The organism is Dictyobacter aurantiacus (genome assembly GCF_003967515.1).
Taxonomy (GTDB): domain Bacteria; phylum Chloroflexota; class Ktedonobacteria; order Ktedonobacterales; family Ktedonobacteraceae; genus Dictyobacter; species Dictyobacter aurantiacus.
The window spans coordinates 1,053,726-1,073,889 of record NZ_BIFQ01000001.1; the positions used below are offsets into that span (position 1 = coordinate 1,053,726).

Annotated in this window: 19 protein-coding genes, 2 tRNA genes and 1 riboswitch; of the genes, 9 read left to right on the top strand and 12 right to left on the bottom strand. The window is 52.1% G+C overall.

What is annotated here, in order from left to right; translation table 11 throughout:
* Window positions 1-5: 5 nt before the first annotated feature.
* Complete coding sequence (gene thiD, locus KTT_RS04255) at window positions 6-860, bottom strand: bifunctional hydroxymethylpyrimidine kinase/phosphomethylpyrimidine kinase (RefSeq protein WP_235845599.1); 855 nt, start codon at window positions 858-860, stop codon at window positions 6-8.
* Between the two features lie 88 nt (window positions 861-948).
* Window positions 949-1,344, bottom strand: a complete 396-nt coding sequence (locus KTT_RS04260) for a cytosine permease (protein WP_126594797.1) — start codon at window positions 1,342-1,344, stop codon at window positions 949-951.
* 95 nt (window positions 1,345-1,439) lie between these two features.
* Window positions 1,440-1,554, bottom strand: a riboswitch (TPP riboswitch).
* Window positions 1,555-2,007: 453 nt separating this feature from the next.
* Between KTT_RS04260 and KTT_RS04265 the strand changes: the two genes are divergently transcribed.
* The 4 genes from KTT_RS04265 (at window position 2,008) to KTT_RS35980 (ending at window position 3,721) form a co-directional block, all read left to right on the top strand.
* Window positions 2,008-2,496: a MarR family winged helix-turn-helix transcriptional regulator gene (locus tag KTT_RS04265; RefSeq protein WP_126594798.1), complete on the top strand. Its 489-nt coding sequence runs from the start codon at window positions 2,008-2,010 to the stop codon at window positions 2,494-2,496.
* A complete protein-coding gene (locus KTT_RS04270) occupies window positions 2,481-2,978 on the top strand; it encodes an arsinothricin resistance N-acetyltransferase ArsN1 family A (RefSeq protein WP_126594799.1) in 498 nt (165 codons plus the stop codon). The genes KTT_RS04265 and KTT_RS04270 overlap by 16 nt, the downstream gene beginning before the upstream one ends.
* Before the next feature lie 96 nt (window positions 2,979-3,074).
* Window positions 3,075-3,413 carry an NAD(P)-binding domain-containing protein gene (locus KTT_RS04275; RefSeq protein WP_126594800.1) on the top strand — a complete coding sequence of 113 codons (339 nt, stop codon included), beginning with the start codon at window positions 3,075-3,077 and terminating at the stop codon, window positions 3,411-3,413.
* A gap of 101 nt (window positions 3,414-3,514) precedes the next feature.
* Window positions 3,515-3,721: a hypothetical protein gene (locus KTT_RS35980; protein WP_137296019.1), complete on the top strand. Its 207-nt coding sequence runs from the start codon at window positions 3,515-3,517 to the stop codon at window positions 3,719-3,721.
* A 26-nt stretch (window positions 3,722-3,747) separates the two neighbouring features.
* Here the strand turns inward: KTT_RS35980 and KTT_RS04280 are convergent, their stop codons facing one another.
* The gene (locus KTT_RS04280) at window positions 3,748-4,245 is read right to left on the bottom strand and encodes a MarR family winged helix-turn-helix transcriptional regulator (protein ID WP_126594801.1); all 498 of its coding nucleotides are present in this window, start codon (window positions 4,243-4,245) and stop codon (window positions 3,748-3,750) included.
* A 137-nt stretch (window positions 4,246-4,382) separates the two neighbouring features.
* On the opposite strand from KTT_RS04280, the gene KTT_RS04285 reads away from it, so the two are divergent.
* Together KTT_RS04285 and KTT_RS04290 are read left to right on the top strand one after the other, a co-directional pair.
* Complete coding sequence (locus KTT_RS04285; RefSeq protein WP_126594802.1) at window positions 4,383-4,817, top strand: GlcG/HbpS family heme-binding protein; 435 nt, start codon at window positions 4,383-4,385, stop codon at window positions 4,815-4,817.
* A 25-nt stretch (window positions 4,818-4,842) separates the two neighbouring features.
* Window positions 4,843-6,285 carry an MDR family MFS transporter gene (locus tag KTT_RS04290; RefSeq protein WP_160145628.1) on the top strand — a complete coding sequence of 481 codons (1,443 nt, stop codon included), beginning with the start codon at window positions 4,843-4,845 and terminating at the stop codon, window positions 6,283-6,285.
* Window positions 6,286-6,550: 265 nt separating this feature from the next.
* On the opposite strand, the gene KTT_RS04300 is transcribed toward KTT_RS04290, so the two are convergent.
* The 5 genes from KTT_RS04300 to KTT_RS04320 all read right to left on the bottom strand — a co-directional run bounded on the left by KTT_RS04300 (window position 6,551) and on the right by KTT_RS04320 (window position 8,471).
* Window positions 6,551-7,135 carry an IS3 family transposase gene (locus tag KTT_RS04300; RefSeq protein WP_126594805.1) on the bottom strand — a complete coding sequence of 195 codons (585 nt, stop codon included), beginning with the start codon at window positions 7,133-7,135 and terminating at the stop codon, window positions 6,551-6,553.
* Window positions 7,136-7,282: 147 nt separating this feature from the next.
* Window positions 7,283-7,355 (bottom strand) — tRNA-Gly (locus tag KTT_RS04305).
* Window positions 7,356-7,359: 4 nt separating this feature from the next.
* Window positions 7,360-7,432 (bottom strand) — tRNA-Pro (locus KTT_RS04310).
* Between the two features lie 94 nt (window positions 7,433-7,526).
* Complete coding sequence (locus KTT_RS04315) at window positions 7,527-7,976, bottom strand: hypothetical protein (RefSeq protein WP_126594806.1); 450 nt, start codon at window positions 7,974-7,976, stop codon at window positions 7,527-7,529.
* 111 nt (window positions 7,977-8,087) lie between these two features.
* Window positions 8,088-8,471: a response regulator transcription factor gene (locus KTT_RS04320; RefSeq protein WP_126594807.1), complete on the bottom strand. Its 384-nt coding sequence runs from the start codon at window positions 8,469-8,471 to the stop codon at window positions 8,088-8,090.
* 222 nt (window positions 8,472-8,693) lie between these two features.
* Between KTT_RS04320 and KTT_RS04325 the strand changes: the two genes are divergently transcribed.
* A complete protein-coding gene (locus KTT_RS04325) occupies window positions 8,694-9,695 on the top strand; it encodes a GAF domain-containing protein (RefSeq protein WP_126594808.1) in 1,002 nt (333 codons plus the stop codon).
* A gap of 6 nt (window positions 9,696-9,701) precedes the next feature.
* On the opposite strand, the gene KTT_RS04330 is transcribed toward KTT_RS04325, so the two are convergent.
* Window positions 9,702-11,096 (bottom strand): sigma-54-dependent transcriptional regulator, encoded by a 1,395-nt coding sequence (locus tag KTT_RS04330; protein WP_126594809.1) that lies wholly within the window; start codon window positions 11,094-11,096, stop codon window positions 9,702-9,704.
* A 36-nt stretch (window positions 11,097-11,132) separates the two neighbouring features.
* Complete coding sequence (locus KTT_RS04335; RefSeq protein ID WP_235845828.1) at window positions 11,133-13,556, bottom strand: ATP-binding protein; 2,424 nt, start codon at window positions 13,554-13,556, stop codon at window positions 11,133-11,135.
* 274 nt (window positions 13,557-13,830) lie between these two features.
* On the opposite strand from KTT_RS04335, the gene KTT_RS04340 reads away from it, so the two are divergent.
* Complete coding sequence (locus KTT_RS04340) at window positions 13,831-14,514, top strand: DUF1345 domain-containing protein (protein WP_126594811.1); 684 nt, start codon at window positions 13,831-13,833, stop codon at window positions 14,512-14,514.
* Between the two features lie 29 nt (window positions 14,515-14,543).
* Here KTT_RS04340 and codA read toward each other — a convergent pair whose 3' ends face one another.
* On the bottom strand, window positions 14,544-15,848 hold the full coding sequence (codA, locus tag KTT_RS04345; RefSeq protein ID WP_126594812.1) for a cytosine deaminase: 1,305 nt from the start codon (window positions 15,846-15,848) through the stop codon (window positions 14,544-14,546).
* Window positions 15,849-16,000: 152 nt separating this feature from the next.
* Window positions 16,001-17,386, bottom strand: a complete 1,386-nt coding sequence (locus KTT_RS04350; protein ID WP_126594813.1) for a cytosine permease — start codon at window positions 17,384-17,386, stop codon at window positions 16,001-16,003.
* A 639-nt stretch (window positions 17,387-18,025) separates the two neighbouring features.
* Here KTT_RS04350 and KTT_RS04355 point away from each other — a divergent pair.
* Window positions 18,026-20,131: a GAF domain-containing protein gene (locus KTT_RS04355; protein ID WP_160145630.1), complete on the top strand. Its 2,106-nt coding sequence runs from the start codon at window positions 18,026-18,028 to the stop codon at window positions 20,129-20,131.
* The last annotated feature ends 33 nt before the right edge of the window (window positions 20,132-20,164 follow it).

A 20,164-nucleotide genomic window follows, 5' to 3' on the forward strand; every position in this document is an offset into this window, starting at 1 on the left:
TTATATTAGCGCGCCTCGTCGGGCGCCGCAGGCCCCTCCAGGTCACGATCTAGCAACCAGAAGTGGTCAACCGGACCATGGCCGTGGCCGATATGCAATGTATCCGCCTGCTGAATGGCGCCGGATATGTAACGCTTGGCACGCACCACAGCCTCCTCGGTAGGCCAACCACGCGCGATAAAGGCGGTGATCGCCGCCGAAAACGTGCAGCCTGTCCCATGAGTATTTTTTGTTGACACCCGTTCGGCACGCAGTTCACGAAACTCCTGACCATCGAAGAGAATATCAACCGCCGGGCCAGTGCTGTGGCCGCCTTTAACTACCACCAGGCGTGGACCAAGAGCATGAATCGCGCGCGCCGCCTCGCGCATCGCGGCTACATCCTGGACCGGACGACCGGCCAGCACTTCGGCCTCAGGGAGATTGGGGGTTACCACCTCGGCCAGCGGCAACAGCGTCGATCTCAGGGTCTCAATAGCCCGCTCTTGTAAGAGTTGCTCACCTCCTTTCGCCACCATGACGGGATCTACCACCAGCCGCAAGCGCCAGTGGCGGACGCGCTCAGCCACCACCTGGATAATCTCTGGACTGGATAGCATCCCCGTTTTGGCCGCCCCAACTCCGATATCCTCCATCACGGCATCGATCTGAGCCGCAATCATCTCCAGGGGTACCTCAAACGCGCTACGCACAGCCAGCGTATTCTGCGCCGTCAACGCCGTGATAGCTGAGGTCCCAAATACCCCTAGAGCCGCGAACGTCTTTAAATCCGCCTGAATACCCGCCCCACCCCCTGAATCAGAACCTGCAATTGTCAGAGCCCGTGGAGTTTCACCATGGGCGCCTTGCATAGCAGACATACTGCACTCCTTTCCTTTCTACACACAGATTTACACAATGCCGAACTACAATCGCAAAAACACTACCATACCCTGGGAGGATCTTCTTTCAAGCACCGAAAGTAGCCGCGTCCAGATACGCACCGTGATGCCCATAGACGGCACGCACGAAAATCATCTGTAGCGTCCCCGTGCGCGTCCCTGTCGCGCTCACCAGGCCATGAATCAGCGCCGCCAGAGCCGCCCCAAGCACGATCGTCAGCGCGCTATCAACCAATCCCAGTTGCCCGCAGCTCACACTGACAGCCAATAGGGCGCTTATGACCAGAACTCCTGTCAACAGGGAAACATAATTAGATATCACACCCGTCCAGACCATCGCCAATTCACGCGGCGAACCATGTCTCTCCAGCACGAGAACTGGCTCCATCCCCAGACGCTCCACCTTCAAAAATTCATCAGCGGACGTCGATTGCTTATCAGTAACTTTTACCTCTTCAGACATATCGGAACACCTTTCCGCTCAGGCATAGGTCTTGCAAAGGCAAATGTGACAACAAAAAATGGCACCAGCTAGCAGCCAGAGCCATCAGAGATTGCATTTCGGCAAATGTCACTTCCTACGCTGGCATTATCCAGATCAGGTAAATCGGTCGACAACGAACTGCAGGTTGTCCTCTCAGCCTGGCTTCCCCAAGCTCCCGCACCACTATTAAAATTAACAAGAGCAACACGTTAATAGTGCTATTCTTCTTTACTATATATCATAAGCAAGATCTACCGCAAGCTCACTTGCAGCATTGCTATTTTTATCTATTTCATGGATTCTATGCGGCTCCACCGCGTGGCGATGCCAGAAAAGCTTTCATGCATTGCTTCACGAGAATCCTCCCTCATCGGTCTACCAAACCTGCTTCACCCGGTTCTTCGTTCACTGTGCAGTGAGAACTCAAGCGCGTTCGTAGTCTTTAACCAAACAGAAAACAGGTGCTCCAGTAAATGACAAGAGGACGAATCGTTATGAGGCCCAGAGAGGCGAAGCATTCTCTATACTAATTCGTTGCCCTTAGCAACGTTGCTGTTGACAATAAAATGCGCGCATCCTATACTCTCTCCCAATGGTTGCTATTAGCAACAAATAGAAGAAACAGAAAGAAGTAGGAACGTCATGGCATCATCATCGCTCTCTGCTGGTGCATTGTTGCGTGAAGTGGCACGTTTACATGTGCAGTTGCAGCGCAATTGCGTCGCCTATTGCGGTGGGACAACGACCACACAATGTACCGTGCTCACCGAATTGGGCCGCAGCGGCCCGATGACGTTAGCAGAACTCAGCCACCGCGTCGGATTTGACAAAAGTTGGGCCAGTCGCGCCGTTGAGCACCTTGCGCAGGACGGTCTGGTGGAAAAGATCACCAGTCTACATGATCGCAGAACCATCCAAATCTCCCTGTCCGCACCTGGTGAGGCACGCCTCGCAGACCTCAACACCACCCTCGATAGCCTCGCCGCACAGACATTTGAACACATTCCAGCCGATCAACATGAGATGGTGCGCTCATCTCTGGAACTACTTCAGCACGCCTTATCCACGCTGCACGGTGAGGCGGCACAGGGGGAGCAAAGCGAAGGAGGAACGACATGGATGTGCGATTAGCCACACCAGCGGACGCCTCCGCCATAACCACCATCTACAATCAAGGCATTGAAGATCGAGTGGGCACCTTTGAGACACGGCTAAGAACACCTGAAGAGATCACGCGCTGGTTCGATGGTCTCCACCCCGTTGTCGTTGTCCTCAACGGCGAGGAGATCATCGCCTTTGCCTCAACCTCCTCGTACCGTGATCGGGAGTGCTACCAGGGGATCGCCGAATTTTCTATCTACGTCGAGCGCGACTGGCGGGGACGAGGTGTAGGACACCTCGCTTTGCAAGCACTCTTGAGAGAAGCAGAACGGGCTGGATTCTGGAAAGTCCTGTCGCGCATTTTCGTGGAGAACGCAGCCAGTCGCCACCTGGTCCGCTCCGTGGGATTTCGTGAAGTTGGGGTCTACGAACGCCACGGTCAGCTCGATGGCATCTGGCGTGACGTCGTCATTGTCGAACGCTTACTGAACGATGCAGCCAACCAGCAATGAAGGAAGCCCAAGCCAGCGAAACAGCAGCATGCGTCCTTTTTGTCCGGGCACCGTCTCTCTGTATGAGAACACTTGATGAAAGAGGATGAATTACCTATGACAGTTCATACTACACACCCGATCGTGATTATCGGTGCTGGTCCTGTTGGATTAGCAGCGGCGGCCCATGCGCTGCGCAACGGCGAGACGCCGCTCGTGTTCGAAGCCGGCGCCAGTGCCGGTGCGGCCATTCAGCAGTGGGGACATGTGCGTCTCTTCTCTCCCTGGAGATATCTCGTTGATATCGAAGCGCAGACACTCTTGCGAGAAACCTCGTGGACCATGCCTGAACCGGAGGGCTATCCAACCGGTCAGCAGTTTCTGGAGGCCTATATCACTCCCCTGGCGCAGACCAGTCAGCTTGCGCCATGTATTCGCTGGAATACCCACCTATAAATAATAAAACAGATTTCCGCCGCTAAATAGGCATCGGAATTTGACACACTCGTCAACATTCGGTATCTTTCGAGAAGAAAAGAGATCATGGGGCAGAGGCAATGAGAACACAATCGGTCGATACGTCCCCTGAGTTCGAACGGATACAGATTGCTCGCATCCGTGCCTTTTCTGTTGTCAAAAAGTTCACGTCGATCCGCAGTTGGACACAATCTATGGCGTATGCCAACCTTTTGACCCAATTGTTGCCACCAAGTGAACAGATCTCCACCGTCCTACAGATAGCGTACAGCAAAAGTATAGTGTAAAACAGGGACAACTAATCCCAACATGGTCAATCGGATTGCGGTTGAGAGGATGGCTGAAGCTTTTTGAGCAACATGACAAGTATCTCTTGCTCTTCGTCGCTCAACGACTGTACCCATTGTGCACTCTGGTGATACATATCTGGCTTGTACTGTTTCATCACGGTCAAACCGTCGTCGGTCAATTCGATCAATAGCATTCTCCGATCGTATTGATGGGCGAAACGCCTCACATAGCCCCGTTCTACCAGACCATCCAGGACTTTGGTAATCGCCCCACGTGTGACAAGTAGTCGTTCACTAATAACATGGGGAGGAAGCGGCTCTCTTGCTGCATACAGAACGCTTAAGACATTTGCCTCTAAACCTGAAAGACCATGTTGTTGCGTAACAGCAATAATCCGTTCCAGAAACAGGTCTCCTATACGTACAAGATGAATGATGCACTCATTAGCTCGTGAAAGATGCTCGGGCAAGTCAATATCAAACGTTCGACCAATCTGATGTGATGGTCCTCCTGCTGGCATGATTTTTCCTCTTTCACAAAAACTCTCACTTGTTTCGCTGATTAATTATATACCTATTCAACATCATTGACAAATGTAGTTTATTAAGTATACTATTTACCTGGTGAACAAAAAAAATATGTAAGAGGAGTTTCACAATGCTCAATGGACAAATCAGTCTTGAATTAGCGCAAAAACTTATTGCAGCTGTAGTTAAGGTAGCGAAAACACAACAGGTTGCTGTGACCGCGATGGTTGTAGATTGCGGAGGGCATCCTGTTACGTTAGCACGTATGGATGGGATGGCCTATCCTTTCACGGAGGTCAGTAGGCGCAAAGCGCTCACCGGATGTAGTTTCAATACCCCGACTCATCTCCTTGTTCAATACTTCGCGCACCAGCCTGAACTCTCTCAGGGAGTGCAAGCTACCCCTGAGATTCTCATTCTGGCAGGAGGGTTTCCTATTATAGTGAACGGAGAATGTGTTGGTGGCCTGGGAATCGCAGGTGGACGGGGGACACAGGATCAGGATATTGGCGCCCATGCTCTGGCAGCACTACAAGCTGAGCTATCAAACAACGAGAGTAAGTAGTCTTATCAAAAGAAGGAACAGAGTAATGCAAACATCTCAACAACAAGCAAGAGATAAGAATACCTTCGAATACAAGTGGATTGTTACCACCGTCGTGATCTTTGGAGCATTTATGAGCGTCCTGGATCAAACGATTGTCAATGTTGCTCTTCCACGTCTCCAACACGCTTTTCATGCTGATCTAAACGGAATACAGTGGGTGCTGACTGGCTACATCTTGACACAAGGGGTTATCACCCCTATGACACCATTCGTTTCAAGTCGGTTAGGCAATAAGAATAGCTATCTCCTTGCGCTCATCCTTTTCACGCTTGGATCGGGGCTGTGTGGATTTGCATGGAGTCTTCCAGCTTTGGTTGTCTTTCGCCTTCTACAAGGAATAGGCGCGGCTTTACTGACTCCGCTTTCTCTGACGCTTCTCTATAATGAGTTTCCTGTAGAGCAACGAGGGGTGGCAACCGGACTTTTTGGTATTGCTGCCCTACTCGCTCCTGCTGTAGGACCAACACTGGGTGGGTATCTCGTTACCTATGTCTCGTGGCAATTCATCTTCTTCGTCAATGTCCCTGTTGGTCTGGTTGCCATTCTTGCCGGAAGCCGTCTCCTGAGAAACGGGCAGTTGGGGAAAAAGATTCCCTTCGATGTTGCTGGCTTCCTGCTCGCCGCTAGTAGCCTTACATGCCTCCTGTACAGTTTCTCGGTGGTGAATAGTGACGGATGGAGTTCAATAAGAGTTCTTGGCTTGCTCGTTGGAGGAGTCTTTTTACTTGCCCTGTTTCTTTATATCGAATGGAGAGCTATGAAGCGCGGAAGACAACCGCTCATTGATGTAAGTCTATTTACTAATAGACCTTTCTTATTCGGAAATATAGTGAATGTCTTTATCACCTTTGCCTTCTTTGGCGGCTTGTTCCTCTTTCCGATCTACCTCCAGACCTTACGTTCGCTCAGTGCATTTGAAGCAGGGCTCTTGCTGTTGCCACAAGCGATTGCTTCCATGATGATGGCATTGATTGGAGGCCGTCTGGTAGATCGGGTTGGTGTACGCTTCGTTGTGCTTCCTGGTGTCCTGCTACTCGCGCTCGCAACATGGCTTTTTAGTACCGTCTCACTCACGACGCCTTTCTGGTGGCTCCAAATGCTCTTTCTCCTACGTGGTATCGCAATCGGCCTAACCCTGCAACCACTCATTGTTGGAACCCTTTCGGCAATGGGTCCAGCACAGATAGCTCAGGCATCATCGGTTGTTACCGTCGTCCGTTTCATCGCCACCTCGCTCGGCATCGCTATTCTTGCAACACTGGTTCAAGTTCAGGCGAAAGCACACCTTGCTCCCATTGTTCATCAGAAAGATGCACAATTATTCGCGCTTCAGGATGCATTAAAGCTAAGCGTTATCATCGTTTTTGCAGCTCTCATTGCTCTCTTCTTTCTACGCCCTGAACAGCGCCCGCATCGAAACAGGTAAGGAACTGAATTCGAACGAGAGCAAGATGCAGTTTCCTCTGAGGCAAGAAGTACCCTTTAAGCACTCCTCGACCGGCTCGCCAGTTGAAGGCTGGCTGCGCTGGAAGAGGGACAAGATGACACTGGACATCAAGGATACGCACGCTACAACTCCTTCACTCTTTCTCACAGACCTTCCTACAGACAACAGTATCTGTGATCGCTATCCCCTCACCATAGTACGGGTGGTTATTGGAGTGAACCCATTTTACCGGATAGCAGGCAAGTCAACTTCGTGGGCGTGAGGTATACAGCGCCTCAAACTCCGCGGGAGGGAGGTATCCCAAACTGGAATGCAACCGTTTGACATTGTACACTTTCTCGATAAAAACCATCAAATTCGCTTGAGCATCGGCAAAACTCTGATAGTCCTTCAGATACACCTCTTCCTGTTTGAGGGTCTTGAAAAATGATTCGGCTTTGGCATTGTCATAAGGATTATCCACATCCGACATACTGATCACGGCGTCAATCTGTTTGAGCTGTTCCACATACGCCTGACTGGCGTATTGAACGCCCCGATCACTGTGGTGAATCAACCCAGAACCAGGATGACGAGCAAGGACAGCCTGTCTCAATGCGGCTAGAGGGAGCGAGGTGGTCATCTCATGCGAGAGATGCCAGCCCACGCAACGCCGTGAGAAGGCATCGAGAATGCACGCCAGGTACACGAATGCATTCCTCAAGCGAATGTAGGTGATATCAGCCACCCAGGCTTGATCAAGCCTCTCAAGCTGCATCCCTTTTGGAGCAGGCTGTCTCCCACAAAACGCTTCGCGACAGACGATTTTGGGGCAGGCTGTTCGCACCATGGCGGCAGGCTGTCCTCAAAAAACGCGGCAGGCTGTCGTTAGCCACATTTTTGCACAAAAAAAATCGTTTCCCTCAGGAACCCTATCACATGCACTTCTCGTGAAGTGGCTTGCCATCAGGCCTGAGAGAAACGATTCTGCTTTAAGAGCGGGAGACGAGACTCGAACTCGCGACAACCTGCTTGGAAGGCAGGGACTCTACCAACTGAGTTACTCCCGCTAAGTCGGGGTGCGCAGACTCGAACTGCGGACCTCCTGGTCCCAAACCAGGCGCGCTACCAACTGCGCCACACCCCGTCAACACTGTGTACTATAACACCCCTCTAGAGCTTTGTCAAGCACTTTTTTTCACGATTCCGAAATAGTAGGAAAATTGTTTTCCCTATTCTGATTACTGTTCATCCTTACGCCGATAACGCAATTTCAGCAATAAGAGATTTAATTGCGTCTTGATGGTATACCAGGGCCCACGTCGCAACGGGGTGATGGTAACATTGCCGTAACGCATCGATTGGGGATGTCGTCGCGGTTGTACAAAGTTTGAGACCGCCACCAGCACCACGCCGATAAACCCGGCTACGGCTAAAATGAGGGTGATGATGTTTGACCCCGCCACGTATGCATATGCTCCGGCGAACAGTGCACAAATAATCGTTCCTAGCAGGAAACGCTCCGTGGATGAAAGATTCCAGGACATAGACCTTGGCTGCTGTGGCCGCAGGTTCGGACCCGGTCTACGCCGAAACCTTTCTCCAAATTTCTGGTTTTTGCCAGGTTTGGGGTTGGTCTGTTCCAGGTTACGTAGGATTTCTTCGATCTCACGTTGATATCTATTTGGCATAGCCACTCTGCTTCCTTGAACTTGTCAGGACGCTCTTGCTTGTAATGATACCAACTTTTCGGCGTAGAGACAAGTATTTATGCTATCATTTTTAGAAGTGAGAGGATGAACTTAATGGCTATAGGATTTTAGCCCTAGAATACTCTGCACCTTCTCCGCTAACTCAAGTGGATGAAATGGCTTGGTCATGTGTTGGACCGCTCCCAGATCAATGCTGATGCGCTGGTAAATATCTTCATCGTGCGCGGTAATCATCATCACCGGTATATCACGTGTCATGGGCTCGGCTCGTAAGCTCTTACAAATGCGATAGCCATCCTCTCCTGGCATCATGACATCTAAAATGATTAAATCAGGTAGTTGAGAGAGCAGCAAGCGCTGTAGTTGCTGCCCGCTGGCCACAGCCTCTACTTGATATCCATGACGGCTCAGTACAAATGTGATAATCTCCCGGATCTCCTTATCATCGTCTACCACCACTATGCGCTTCGACATATGCTCCACCTGACTCCCTCACCTTTCTACCATCACTCTTACTATTATGATACAGATTTCCCGTGAGAAGTACAACTCGTACGCACAAATACGTTACTGAAGTACATTTTTTTCATGCATGAAAAGAAGCAATGTTGACGGACGGCACTTCCTCTGTTATCATATGCACCAGAATCAGATATCAATCTATTTAAGTATCAGTAGCAAAAGAGGCGGAAAGACATGGTCACCCCTCCTCCTTCCTGGTCAAGTGTCTTACAGGGGATTATCAAATCCGCTGGTGAACGTCAGCGTTTATCATCCGCTCTAGGTGTGACGAGCATGACGTTGTCACGCTGGGCCAGTGGCGAATCCAAACCCCAAAAGCAGCATTTAATCCATTTACTTCAAGTTGTCAATGCCAATCAAAGACCTGAGCTATTGGAGGCGCTTGAACATCAGTATCCCGACATTCAGTCGTGGTTAACGGAAGATAGCTCTGAACACATTCCCTCTGAATTTTTTGCGCAAGTACTAAATATACGTACTACAACGACGGAAAGTTTGCGCTTCTGGCGTATTAGCGAGCTGGTTCTGAAGCAGGCGCTGGCCCAGTTGGACCCCAATAAACTGGGAATGGCCGTCAAACTGGTACAGTGTATGCCACCAAGCCCGGGCGATAAGATTCGCAGCCTGCGTGAGCGTGCGGGCAAGGGTACCTTGCCCTGGATGGCCGACCTGGAACATGATGTACTCTTTCTGGGCCTGGAGTCGCTTTCGGGCTATGCGGTTGAGGTACGCCATATCGTCAGCGACGATGACTTGCGTCAGAGCAAAACCTTTCCCGCCATCCAGGATTCATTTGAGGTCAGCGCGGCCGCCCACCCTATTCGCTTTGAGGGTTGCATCGCGGGTTGTTTGCTGGCATCCAGTACCCAGCCTGGCTATTTTTCACAGCAGCGTCTCAATCTCCTTTCGACCTTTAGCGATCTCATTTCGCTGGCATTTGAAAAAGAGGATTTTTATCCTTCCCATTTGATTGAGCTCCGCGTGATGCCCAAACCCGAAGTACAACGACCCATCCTGGCGAATTTCCGGCAACGCGTCACGCATAAGTTTCAGCAGGCGATGCAGCATCAGCAGCATTTTAGCAATGCTGAAATTGAGCTGGAGGCATGGAAAGAACTGGAAGCCGAACTACTAGCTTACCATACGCCACAGTCAGATACACCCGGCTCACAGTAACCAGACCTATTCGATGTTGTGCTTTTTCATCAGGTAACGCAGTTGATCAACCTTCATACCAAGAAGCTCGGCAGCCTGCGTGCGACTATGCTTTGCCGTTTCCAGTGCCCGGCGTATCATGTGCTTTTCCAGTCGGGCGACAATATCATCTAATGCGATCGCGCTCACCGGTCGCGCATTCAACCACTGTTCCCAGGGATCATTCATGCTTATGCCGTAGGCATCAACCTGGCCCACGATCTCCTGGGGCAGGTGTACCGGCAATAATTCTTCGCTACTACTTAAGATCATCGCCCGTTCGATCACATTTTTTAGTTCTCGAATATTGCCGGGCCAGCGATAAGCGAGCAGAAGACGTTGAGCTTCAGGCGAGATGCGATGCACGTTACGACCCATGGTCTTATTGAAGTCAGCAATAAAACGGGTGGCAAACAATAAAACGTCGCCGGGCCGCTCACGCAGGGGCGGCAACGTGATAGTCAGAACCGCGAAGCGAAAATAGAGATCCGCGCGGAACGAGCCGTCAGCTTTTGCCTGCTCAAGATCCCGATTGGTGGCCGCCAGCACACGAACATTCAGGGTCACCTCTTTGTTGCCGCCCAGCCGAAAAAAAGAACGTGTCTCCAACACGCGCAGCAATTTAGCCTGCATATCCAGTGGCATCTCACCCACCTCATCCAGAAACAGGGTCCCGCCTTCGGCTAATTCAAGCAGGCCACGCTTCTGCTTCTTGGCATCGGTAAAGGCATAAGGCTCGTAGCCAAACAGCTCGCTTTCCAGTAAGTGGCTGGCAATGGCGGCGCAGTTGAGGGCATGAAAGGGACCAGCGCGGCGGGCGCTCTGCTCATGGATAGCGTGCGCCACCACTTCCTTGCCGGTACCGCTCTCGCCCATGATCAAAACCGAAGCGTCACTGCGAGAGACGCGGGCCACCAGGTCAAAGACTTCTCGCATGCGTTCGCTATGCCCCACTACATAATTGAAATGGTAATTATCGCTGCGCTCTTTGCGCAACTGCCGCAACTCACGCGACATGGCGCTGGTCTCTAATGCTCGCTGTACCACCAATAATAATTCATCCAGATCAAAACCTTTAAGCAGGTAGTCCGAGGCACCCAACTTCATGGCCGCCACCGCCGTCTGTACGTCTCCATATGCCGTTAAGATAACTACAGGAATATCAGCGTCAAATTTGCGAATGCGAGAGAGCACTTCCAGACCGCTCAGTCGGGGCAGGCGCAGATCTAATAATACCAGGTCGATGGTCTGCCGCTGCAAGGCCGCCAGTCCAGCCTCGCCGTCAGACTCGGTAAAAACTTCGTAACCATGGCGTTTAAAAAAACGGGCAAACTGATGCGGTAGATAGGGCTCATCATCAATAATGAGAATCGCTAAACTCATAGGTATACCTCTGTCGTGTCTGGATATATGAAATGCTCACATATCATTTTCGCTGGCATCCAAAGGCGAAACGTGAGGATGCTCGGCAATGACGTCGCCTGTGACATAGGGCATGCGAATAGCTATCGTGGCTCCATAACCATACTGACTCTCAATTCGTAGATATCCTCCATGATCCTCAATCAGTCTGCGTGTGATCGCCAGGCCCAGACCGATACCATGAGCTTTGGTAGTATAGAAGGGCTGGAAGATATGCTTCAACTGCTCGGTCGCAATGCCAACGCCGGTATCTCTGATCAAGATCTCCAGCCACTGGTCGACGCGAAACTCTTTCTGACTAACATGCCTGTCAATGAGCCAGGCATAGGCGTTGCCCACGATACCCGGGCTTCCCGAAGGACGCTGGGTGGGCGGGCAGTCAGAGCCAGCGGTATCGTAAATAGCCCGCTCGGTGGGGATACAGTGACAGGCCATCGTTAATACGCCACCATCAGGCATGGCCTGAATGGCATTCAGCGTGAGATTGACAATCGCCTGCTCAATCTGGCCGGTATCAACCCAGACAGGGGGGAGATCATCAAAGATGCGGTGGATCTCTATATTGGCTTCTGTGCATTGATTTTGCAGCAGTTCCAGTACCTGTTCACACAGATCAACAATATCGCAGCGGACGCGGTGAAGCTGGCGTGGCTTCGCGAAGAGCAATAAATCACGCACAATACTGTCCAGGCGCTCAACCTCTTTAAGCACCACGCCGGTAGATTCCTGAATCCAGGCCCGCTGCTCAACTGTCGGGGCGGTGATGGTGGCATCGCCCTCCTCGGCCAGGAAATCATTGTGCAACATCTGGATCGAGGTTTTAATCGAGGCCAGTGGATTACGCACCTCATGGGCCACGCTGGCGGCCATCTCCCCCAATGAGGCCAGACGGTCCAGTCGCCGTCGCTCCTCCTCCAGTTTATGCATGGTGGTAACATCGGTAAAAGTGGTCAGCAGTCCCATCTGTGTACCACCATCGTCGTACAGGGGCCGCATATCAACTTCTAACACGAGCTCGCGCTCATAACGGTCGACAGTGACAAGGGTCTCACTCTGGACTTCGCCAATGTGCATTCCAACCAGAAAAGCCTCTTGCTGCCGTTCCGAGAGTACCTGGCTCGTGGCGCTATCCTTGTGGGAGCCATGGTTGGCACGCAGATTAAGGATTTTTTGTAGAGATTGGCCCAGAACCTCATAGGGGTGATAGCCAAGGATAATGGCGGCGGCACGATTGAAGGTGTGGATACAACCAGTTTGATCGGTGGCGATCAGTCCACAGGGTACGCTTTCCAGGATGAGCGCGTGCAGGCGCTGATCCTCCAGCACCTGGCGTAACAGGCGGCGTGCTTCGTTGCGCGCCGCCACAACTTCATCTACCAGATATCTATTCTCCAGCGTCGCGCTAGCCTGGCTGGCTACCACCTGCAGCAGAGCAATTTCCGCCTGGCGCATTTTCCAGGGGCGATAATAGCCGCCAACGATACAACCAAAGATGGCAGTCGGCTGGACTATCCCATTACCATTCTCAAGATGCTCACCAGCGGAACGATCCAGAGGCTGATTGCGCAACAGAGGAATGGCAAAAAAGGTCTTGACACGCTCGGGCAGCTCTTCGAAATAGTCATGGACATAAGCGTGCCGGCCATCACCAGGACGCTCAATCACCAGGGGCGTGAGCGAACGCTGTTCCCGGAAACGCTGGAAGAGCAGGCTGCGCAAGCGAGGAGTCAGCCAGTTCGTGGCGGCGACATCCGTATCCGGCTCCAGCAGTTCACAGAGCTCAACCCCCGCGATCTCCCGTGTGCGCTGCAATACCGCGCTACGCAACCGCTCAGCCTCAAACAGAGAACCATGCATCTGGCTGCTGATGCTGTTGAGCAGAGAAAGCTCCTGGATGCGTTCCCGGTCGCGCTCTAGCAGGCGCGCGTTCTCCAACAAGAGCGCGACAACACCAGCCACAGCCTCAATGGCATCATCCATATCATTGGACCAGCCGGAGGGGTAATCTGTTTCATCCTCTTCTGGCCCGCGCAGCAATACCATGACACCAATCGCGCGCTGACGATAGAGCAGAGGCACAGCCAGCAGCGTAGGAGAGAACGCAGGACGCATGATAACCCGACGCTCGCGCCAGGCACAGGCTTCAGGCTCATTGCACTGGACATCAATAGGATTCACATGAGCCACCGCCAGCAAGGCTGCCGACCATCCTGGAAGATCATCGAACGAGCCAGAAGCCAGTTGTAATGTCTCACCAACCAGTAGATAGAGGAGCACGCACCGGCAGCGCAGCAGGGCCGACAAACGCCGGGGCAGACTATCACGCAACGTGCGATAATCAGTAACCGCGCTAAAATTATTCAACAATGTTTTTATAATAGCTGGTATATGCAATTGATCGGAATAGTGCTCCACATCCATCGTCACACCCGCCTCTCTTCCTCATCCATCATACAGTATCACAATTTATTAAACATTAGAGGCATACTTAAGTGAGGACCATCCCCTACTATACCAGAATAGCAGATTTTTTGCATTAACGCGTCATTTTTATGAACATATTGTCATATTTAGCGCATCGGCCAGCACTTCCCGCCTCTGGCGCAATGCATACGTTGTCAGCAGGTCTGCAATGATTTAAAATACATAGCAGATACGGTCCTGATTTATGGGCAAGGGAGATCAATGAAAACGTATGGCACAGATAAGGAAGCTGCCGCCAGTTGCGCCACGTCTACGGGAAGCACAGCCAGCCGAAGTGGCCCCACTCTGGGTTTCGACCATCGCCGCGCTGATCGCGGGTATCCTTTACGCTATTTTACCTGAACCTCTTACACTGGGTCCGAGCTGGCTGCCACTGGTCCTGGAGCTGGTCATTATCCTGCCTGGAACGGCTGCGGCTCTCCTCGGGCATCCATTTTCAGCGCGCACGAATCGCATCCTGGCTTTTTGTCTGCTCGGCATCACAACCGCCGCTCTCGTCATCGGTGTCGTCCTGCTGGTTACGACGCTGCCGGCGCGACACGAGGGGAGGGATGCCATCAGCCTGCTGCGTACCGGCGCGTTACTGTGGATCGCGAATGTCCTGGTATTTGGGCTCTGGTATTGGGAGATAGATGGCAGTGGACCGCACAAGCGGGCCGCCATCGGACATCAAGCCACCGACTTTTTATTTCCACAGCAGGCTGATGGCAACACGCGGAATTGGACGCCCCACTTCCTCGACTATCTCTTCCTGGGCTTCACGGGAGCAACCGCGCTCAGCCCTGCCGACACCTTTCCTTTAAGCCGCCGCGCCAAGTCCTTGATGATGGCCGAAGCCTTGATCGCCATGGTCATTCTGACGATTTTGATCGGGCGCGCCATCAATATTGTCTAGCTCACAACGCCTTTTCGGGGTGGTATAGCTTACTCGGCGGAGTGGGGACGAAATGTGATGACCAGCTCATCCTGCTGCGTGTCTCCTCCGCGCTGGAGCAGACTGCGCGCCGGCGTGGTCGAGGCAATCTGCCTCCCACCTTTGAAGACATACAGGCGCGCGGGAAGCAAGCGCAGGGCCTCAAACGCCGTTGGAGCATCCAGCAGCAGAAAATCAGCTGGCTTGCCCTCCTCGATACCATAGCGATCCTCAAGGCGCAGCGCGCGCGCTGCATTGGTCGTAATCAGGTCCAGCACAGCATCGATCTCGTCATAGCCACTCATATGGCAGAGGAAGAGGGCCAGTTGCGCCGCCGCCAGCATGTCGCCGCGCCCCATTGGGAACCAGGGATCCATGATCGAGTCATGACCCAGCGCCACATTGACTCCGCCCGCCAGCAGTTCCTTCACCCGTGTGATACCGCGCCTCTTGGGATAGGTATCAAAACGTCCCTGCAGCACCACGTTATCAAAAGGATTAGCCACCACGTTTACCCCTGCGCGCGCCAGCAAGCCGATCAGCTTGAACGCGTAGGCGTTATCATAAGAATGCATCGCGGTGCAGTGGCTGGCCGTCACCCTTCCCTGCCAGCTACGCTCAATAGTATCGGCCGCCATCACCTCGGTGAAGCGCGACAGCGGATCATCGGTCTCATCGCAGTGGCAATCGATATCGCGGTTGAACTCTTTCGCCAGCTCAAAAACGTAGTGTACATCCTCCACACCCATGTCGCGCGTCCATTCGTAGTGTGGAATACCACCGACCACGTCGCACCCCAGCTCCATAGCCTGGCGCATCAAAGTGCGTCCATTGGGAAAGGATAGAATACCATCCTGTGGAAAGGCCACCAGCTGCAGATCACAGATATCGCGGACCTCCTCGCGCACCTCCAGCAGGGCTCTCAGGGCCGTCAAATTGGGATCGCACACATCCACATGGCTACGAATATGCAGCGTTCCCTGCGCCACCTCCCATTGAATCTCTTCCAGTGCGCGCCGCTTTACATCTTCATGCGTCAGATCTGGCTTGCGTTCGCTCCAGATCTGGATGCCCTCCAGTAATGTTCCCGACGCGTTGTAGCGCGGCTGGCCCACCGTCAACACAGCATCCAGGTGAACATGGGCATCAATGAAAGGTGGGGATAGCAGACGCCCACCGGCATCGATCTCCTCTCGTGCCGTAGCAGACGCCAGATCAGGTGCGATGCGCGCAAACACTCCATCCTGGATCGCGATATCTACCAGCCCACTGCGCCGCTGCAAGCGCGCATGGCGAATCAATACATCATATGGCATAGTTTTTCCTTTCTCGTCTCGCCGTCTCAACCGGCCAGACCAACCATAAAGGGGATCCCTCACTGAAGAAGGATCCCCTTTATGGTATCTGCAAAATGGATGTATAGGCAAATTGCAGATAGAATAAAACGCTGCGATATATGCGACAGAACTTAGCGCGCGGTCTGTTTGAGCTCGATCGGACGCAGGATCAGATAGGCAATGGCGGCAAAAACCACACCTAGCTCAAAGCCAATGTCCATCCCACTTAAAGCTGTAGCTATCGGTCCGGTAAACAGTGCCTGAGACGCGCCAAGCCAGACGCCAACCAGGCCCAGGAACATGGCGACAATCGCGGCCCAGCCGACGGGTAACTTACTGCGCGTATTCCAGTCATCGAGATTATATCTTCCTTTGCGGAAAACAAAGTGCTCCAGGATCAGGATAATCGCCCATGGGCCTAGCCAGTAAGCAATCAACAGCAAGAAATTATTCAAGGTTTCGCTGAAATTAGCGGCCAGAGGAATAGCAATTAATACGTAGATTACCGCGCCAATCAGGGTCCAGACCGCGCGATTAACACGCTGGAAAGCACGTCCCAACACCTGAATGGTCAGGCCAAGACTATAGTCATTGGGAATGTTGTTGGCCACGACACTCAATGCCAGCAGGACAAGAATGATGGTTCCCAGCCCACCCAGCGGCTTTAAGACCAGGGCCAGTGTGCCACCGGTACTGGGAGCATTGTAGGCGGCAACCGTGGTTAAACCAAGGCCAAGAATTTCCAACAGGATACAGGGGATGGTCACACCCAGGAAGGTCAGCCAGAACACACGGCTAGCAGGGGTCTCTTCCGGTTGGTTCACGTTATAATCCGCGGCATACGAACTCCAGCCGGTGGCGAAACCGTAGATGGCACCGCCAAACGAGATCAGACCGGCCAGCGTACCCAGGCTAAAGGCTGGTGCGGGCACTGCCACAAAATGAGGACCGGCCAGCACCGCCATCAAGATAAAGATGACGGCCATGGGGATCCAGGCGTAGCGCTCGTATCTATGCACATATTTGTATCCATAAATACTTACGAATGTAGTCAAAATAGCAATAATCAGGATACCAACCCATGGTGGAACCGCTCCATTGCTCAGAGCGTTAACTAATTGACCACCCACGATCACGTTGACCGCGGACCAGCCGATACAGGCTGCAATATTAAAAAACGCCATGATCACGGTTCCCCACCAGCCGAAGGAGAAGCGCGTAATCGTCATCTGGCGCAAACCCAGTCTGGGGCCCAGAGTAGAAAAAAACGCAACAGGAAGCACACCTAAAATGTTAAATATAACGATGATTGCCACGCTTTGCCAGAAACCAAGCTTGAAAAGAGGGATAGCCAGGGCGCCCAGCGCAACGGTTGAGAGCACCAGGTTCGCCGATAACCACATCGTAAAATTATCAAAGATACGTACGTGGGTCCTGGCCCTGGGAGATACACGCTCAATACCGTGCGTTTCAATTCCCTTTTCGTCAATCGGGGTTTCAATCGTATCTGTAGCCAAGGATAGAGACTCCTTATGTAAAAAAAACAGGACAGAATAAAGCAACGAAGCATCAAAAAAGCCATACAGAGGCTGTACGGCGATGTACAAAATATTCTGGAGCTATGCATCAATTATAACAGCCTCAGCTTATAGGTTGTCAACTAATTGAGCAGACATAAATTTTCATACTGTAGAGAATTGTACACATTGATGGTGATAACAATAGACATATCATACAACTTATACAGCACACACGCGCGCTACCAGAAAAACTCGTTCAAATACACAGGCAGTGACAAAAATATACATCGAGACAGAAAAACACACATTAACACAACCCCGCCGGAACGTTTTTTTTATGAATTTCTAATGAAAATGTTTAAGACAAGGTTAAACTCTAGACGTAGCGAAAGAAAATGGGTACAATGGCTCATATATAGTTATGGACGGAGTATCCATATGAACCTGATCTATAGAGGGCGATCAATGGTGTAACGCTCCTACATACACCATCTGATCGCCCATCAACACATCAGGATACATACGCGCCATATGAAAGAAGGCAAAGACGCTTACTACAACAGCCACGGTTTCAACGATTGCAGCGGTGGTGACAGACGCACGCCTGTGCTATCATTTGTCAAATCAGGAGGTTGCATGTCTTTCAAGGCTAGTACAAATCATCAGCTGCCCTCCCCCACCGACTCGGAGCAGATGCTCGAACAGTTACAAAGAGATAATATCGAACTACGCAACGAGATCGAGATGCGGACACAGGAGAACTCTTTACTACATGAGGTCATTTCCACCGTCGGCTCAACGCTGAGGCTTGATGAAGTGTTACGTCACCTTGTGGACACAGTGGTCCGCGCTACTTCCTGCCAGATTGCATTCATCTATCTTTACGACAAAGACAAAGAACGCCTTGTGTTGGCAAGTACAAACGAGCAATATCGCCATCTGGTAGGAAAAATCACCATGGGAGTAGGAGAGGGGATCGCCGGTTGGGTCGCCCTGCATCGCAAACCAGTCTTCCTCACTGACGAGGCGCTTGAAGATCCGCGCTTTTGTTACTTCCCCGAGCTGGAAGAGGAAAAATTCCAGTCAATCATGACCGTGCCCATCATTACGAAGACCCGGCACCTGATCGGTGTCATCACGGTACAGGCCATCGCACCCCATGACTTTACTGAACAGCATCGTTTATTTATCAGCAATACCGCATCTCTGGTTGCCAGCGCGATTGAAAACGCGCAACTCTACGAAAATACCCAGCGCAAATTGAGCACGCTGACCACGCTATCCGTACTCAGCCAGACGATCAGCTCCGGACTCTACCTCGATGATATGCTGCGCTCCCTCGCGACGCTAACGGTGCAGCTAATGGAGGTCGACCTCTGTGTAATCATGCTGATGGACCAGGCTCGTGAACGCGATCTTGAAAGCTCGCGCCAGGCCAGGCGGCTCACGGTTCGCGCCACCTCGCCCAACCTGAATGATCGAGCCCAATTTCATACCATCGACATTGATCGCACCACATTGGAGCGTCTACGCGAGTTGAACGAGGCCAATGTTACTAAAGACACCGGGCTGGCGGCAACCGAGATGGAACTGGAAAATGAGCACACGCTCGAACGACTGAATCCACTCAAAGATAACCAGTATCGCACCTTGATATCCGCACCGTTAATCTCCGGTACCGAACAGCTCGGCCTGATCAACTGCTATTCAAATAAGACGCGTCGCTACTCCACTGACGACCAGACCCTGCTGACCACGGTTGCCAATCAAGCGGCTATCGCGATTAAAAACAGCTACCTGGTCAATCAGCTGGCACAAAAGAACCTGGTAAAGGGTTTCTTTGATGACCTGATGCAGGGGACAAACGATTCTGAAGATTCGCTGCGTCAGCGGGCGCATTTCCTGGGTTGCGATCTGACACGGCCACACGCAGCGGTCATGGTAGAGATCACCCACGTGGATGCGCGCTGGGATGAGACGACGGCCACGCAGAAACAGGGCCGGCCCGAACGCACACGCACGGGCCAGTTGGCAGCCAACAATACCGATGCCAGTCCAAGCTATAGCCAGGGAGTATCCTTGCAGGCCGCTTACAAGCGCATGGGAGGCATCGTAAGGCGTCGCATTCAGGATAACTACTCTGGCTCGGTCTTCTATGAACACGAAAATCTGATCACCTGCATCCTGCCCCTGACAAAAGATCCCAGCGGCATGCGCTTGAAAAACTGGCTCAAGGACCTGGCGAACCAGATGCGCACTGAGTATGATGTCTTCCTCTCCATTGGCATTGGCAATACCTGCCAATATATCAGTGATTACCGGCGTGGCTTCGCAGAGGCCAATGAAGCGCTGCAAATGGGACAGAATCTTCAGGAGCCGCGCGTCAATGAGGGGAAACGACCGCCGATCGTGACGCATTTCAATGACCTGGGAGTCTATCGCTATCTGTACAAAATCGCTCATATGGATGATCTGCGCGATGTCTACCAGGATCAGATCGCCCATATCGACAATTATGACCGGCGTAAAAACACCGATCTGCTGGATACCCTGGAGACGTACCTGGAGTGCGCGGGCAATCTGACCAAAACCTCTGAGAAGCTTTTTGTCCATCGCAATACGCTTATACAGCGCCTGGAACGCCTGCAATCGCTGTGCGACATCGATCTGCAGGAACGGAGCAACTGGCTCACCTTACAGGTAGCCATCAAAGTGTACAAGCTACGCAGCAGCGGCGAATAGAGCTTCTACGCGGTTTACGAAGAAGTAGGACAA

What these genes read in the sequence shown, in the direction of transcription:
- thiD (WP_235845599.1), bottom strand. Translation starts at nt 860, where the DNA reads ATGTCTGCTATGCAAGGCGCCCATGGTGAAACTCCACGGGCTCTGACA.
- KTT_RS04260 (WP_126594797.1), bottom strand. Translation starts at nt 1,344, where the DNA reads ATGTCTGAAGAGGTAAAAGTTACTGATAAGCAATCGACGTCCGCTGAT.
- KTT_RS04265 (WP_126594798.1), top strand. Translation starts at nt 2,008, where the DNA reads ATGGCATCATCATCGCTCTCTGCTGGTGCATTGTTGCGTGAAGTGGCA.
- KTT_RS04270 (WP_126594799.1), top strand. Translation starts at nt 2,481, where the DNA reads ATGGATGTGCGATTAGCCACACCAGCGGACGCCTCCGCCATAACCACC.
- KTT_RS04275 (WP_126594800.1), top strand. Translation starts at nt 3,075, where the DNA reads ATGACAGTTCATACTACACACCCGATCGTGATTATCGGTGCTGGTCCT.
- KTT_RS35980 (WP_137296019.1), top strand. Translation starts at nt 3,515, where the DNA reads ATGAGAACACAATCGGTCGATACGTCCCCTGAGTTCGAACGGATACAG.
- KTT_RS04280 (WP_126594801.1), bottom strand. Translation starts at nt 4,245, where the DNA reads ATGCCAGCAGGAGGACCATCACATCAGATTGGTCGAACGTTTGATATT.
- KTT_RS04285 (WP_126594802.1), top strand. Translation starts at nt 4,383, where the DNA reads ATGCTCAATGGACAAATCAGTCTTGAATTAGCGCAAAAACTTATTGCA.
- KTT_RS04290 (WP_160145628.1), top strand. Translation starts at nt 4,843, where the DNA reads ATGCAAACATCTCAACAACAAGCAAGAGATAAGAATACCTTCGAATAC.
- KTT_RS04300 (WP_126594805.1), bottom strand. Translation starts at nt 7,135, where the DNA reads ATGGTGCGAACAGCCTGCCCCAAAATCGTCTGTCGCGAAGCGTTTTGT.
- KTT_RS04315 (WP_126594806.1), bottom strand. Translation starts at nt 7,976, where the DNA reads ATGCCAAATAGATATCAACGTGAGATCGAAGAAATCCTACGTAACCTG.
- KTT_RS04320 (WP_126594807.1), bottom strand. Translation starts at nt 8,471, where the DNA reads ATGTCGAAGCGCATAGTGGTGGTAGACGATGATAAGGAGATCCGGGAG.
- KTT_RS04325 (WP_126594808.1), top strand. Translation starts at nt 8,694, where the DNA reads ATGGTCACCCCTCCTCCTTCCTGGTCAAGTGTCTTACAGGGGATTATC.
- KTT_RS04330 (WP_126594809.1), bottom strand. Translation starts at nt 11,096, where the DNA reads ATGAGTTTAGCGATTCTCATTATTGATGATGAGCCCTATCTACCGCAT.
- KTT_RS04335 (WP_235845828.1), bottom strand. Translation starts at nt 13,556, where the DNA reads ATGGATGTGGAGCACTATTCCGATCAATTGCATATACCAGCTATTATA.
- KTT_RS04340 (WP_126594811.1), top strand. Translation starts at nt 13,831, where the DNA reads ATGGCACAGATAAGGAAGCTGCCGCCAGTTGCGCCACGTCTACGGGAA.
- codA (WP_126594812.1), bottom strand. Translation starts at nt 15,848, where the DNA reads ATGCCATATGATGTATTGATTCGCCATGCGCGCTTGCAGCGGCGCAGT.
- KTT_RS04355 (WP_160145630.1), top strand. Translation starts at nt 18,026, where the DNA reads ATGTCTTTCAAGGCTAGTACAAATCATCAGCTGCCCTCCCCCACCGAC.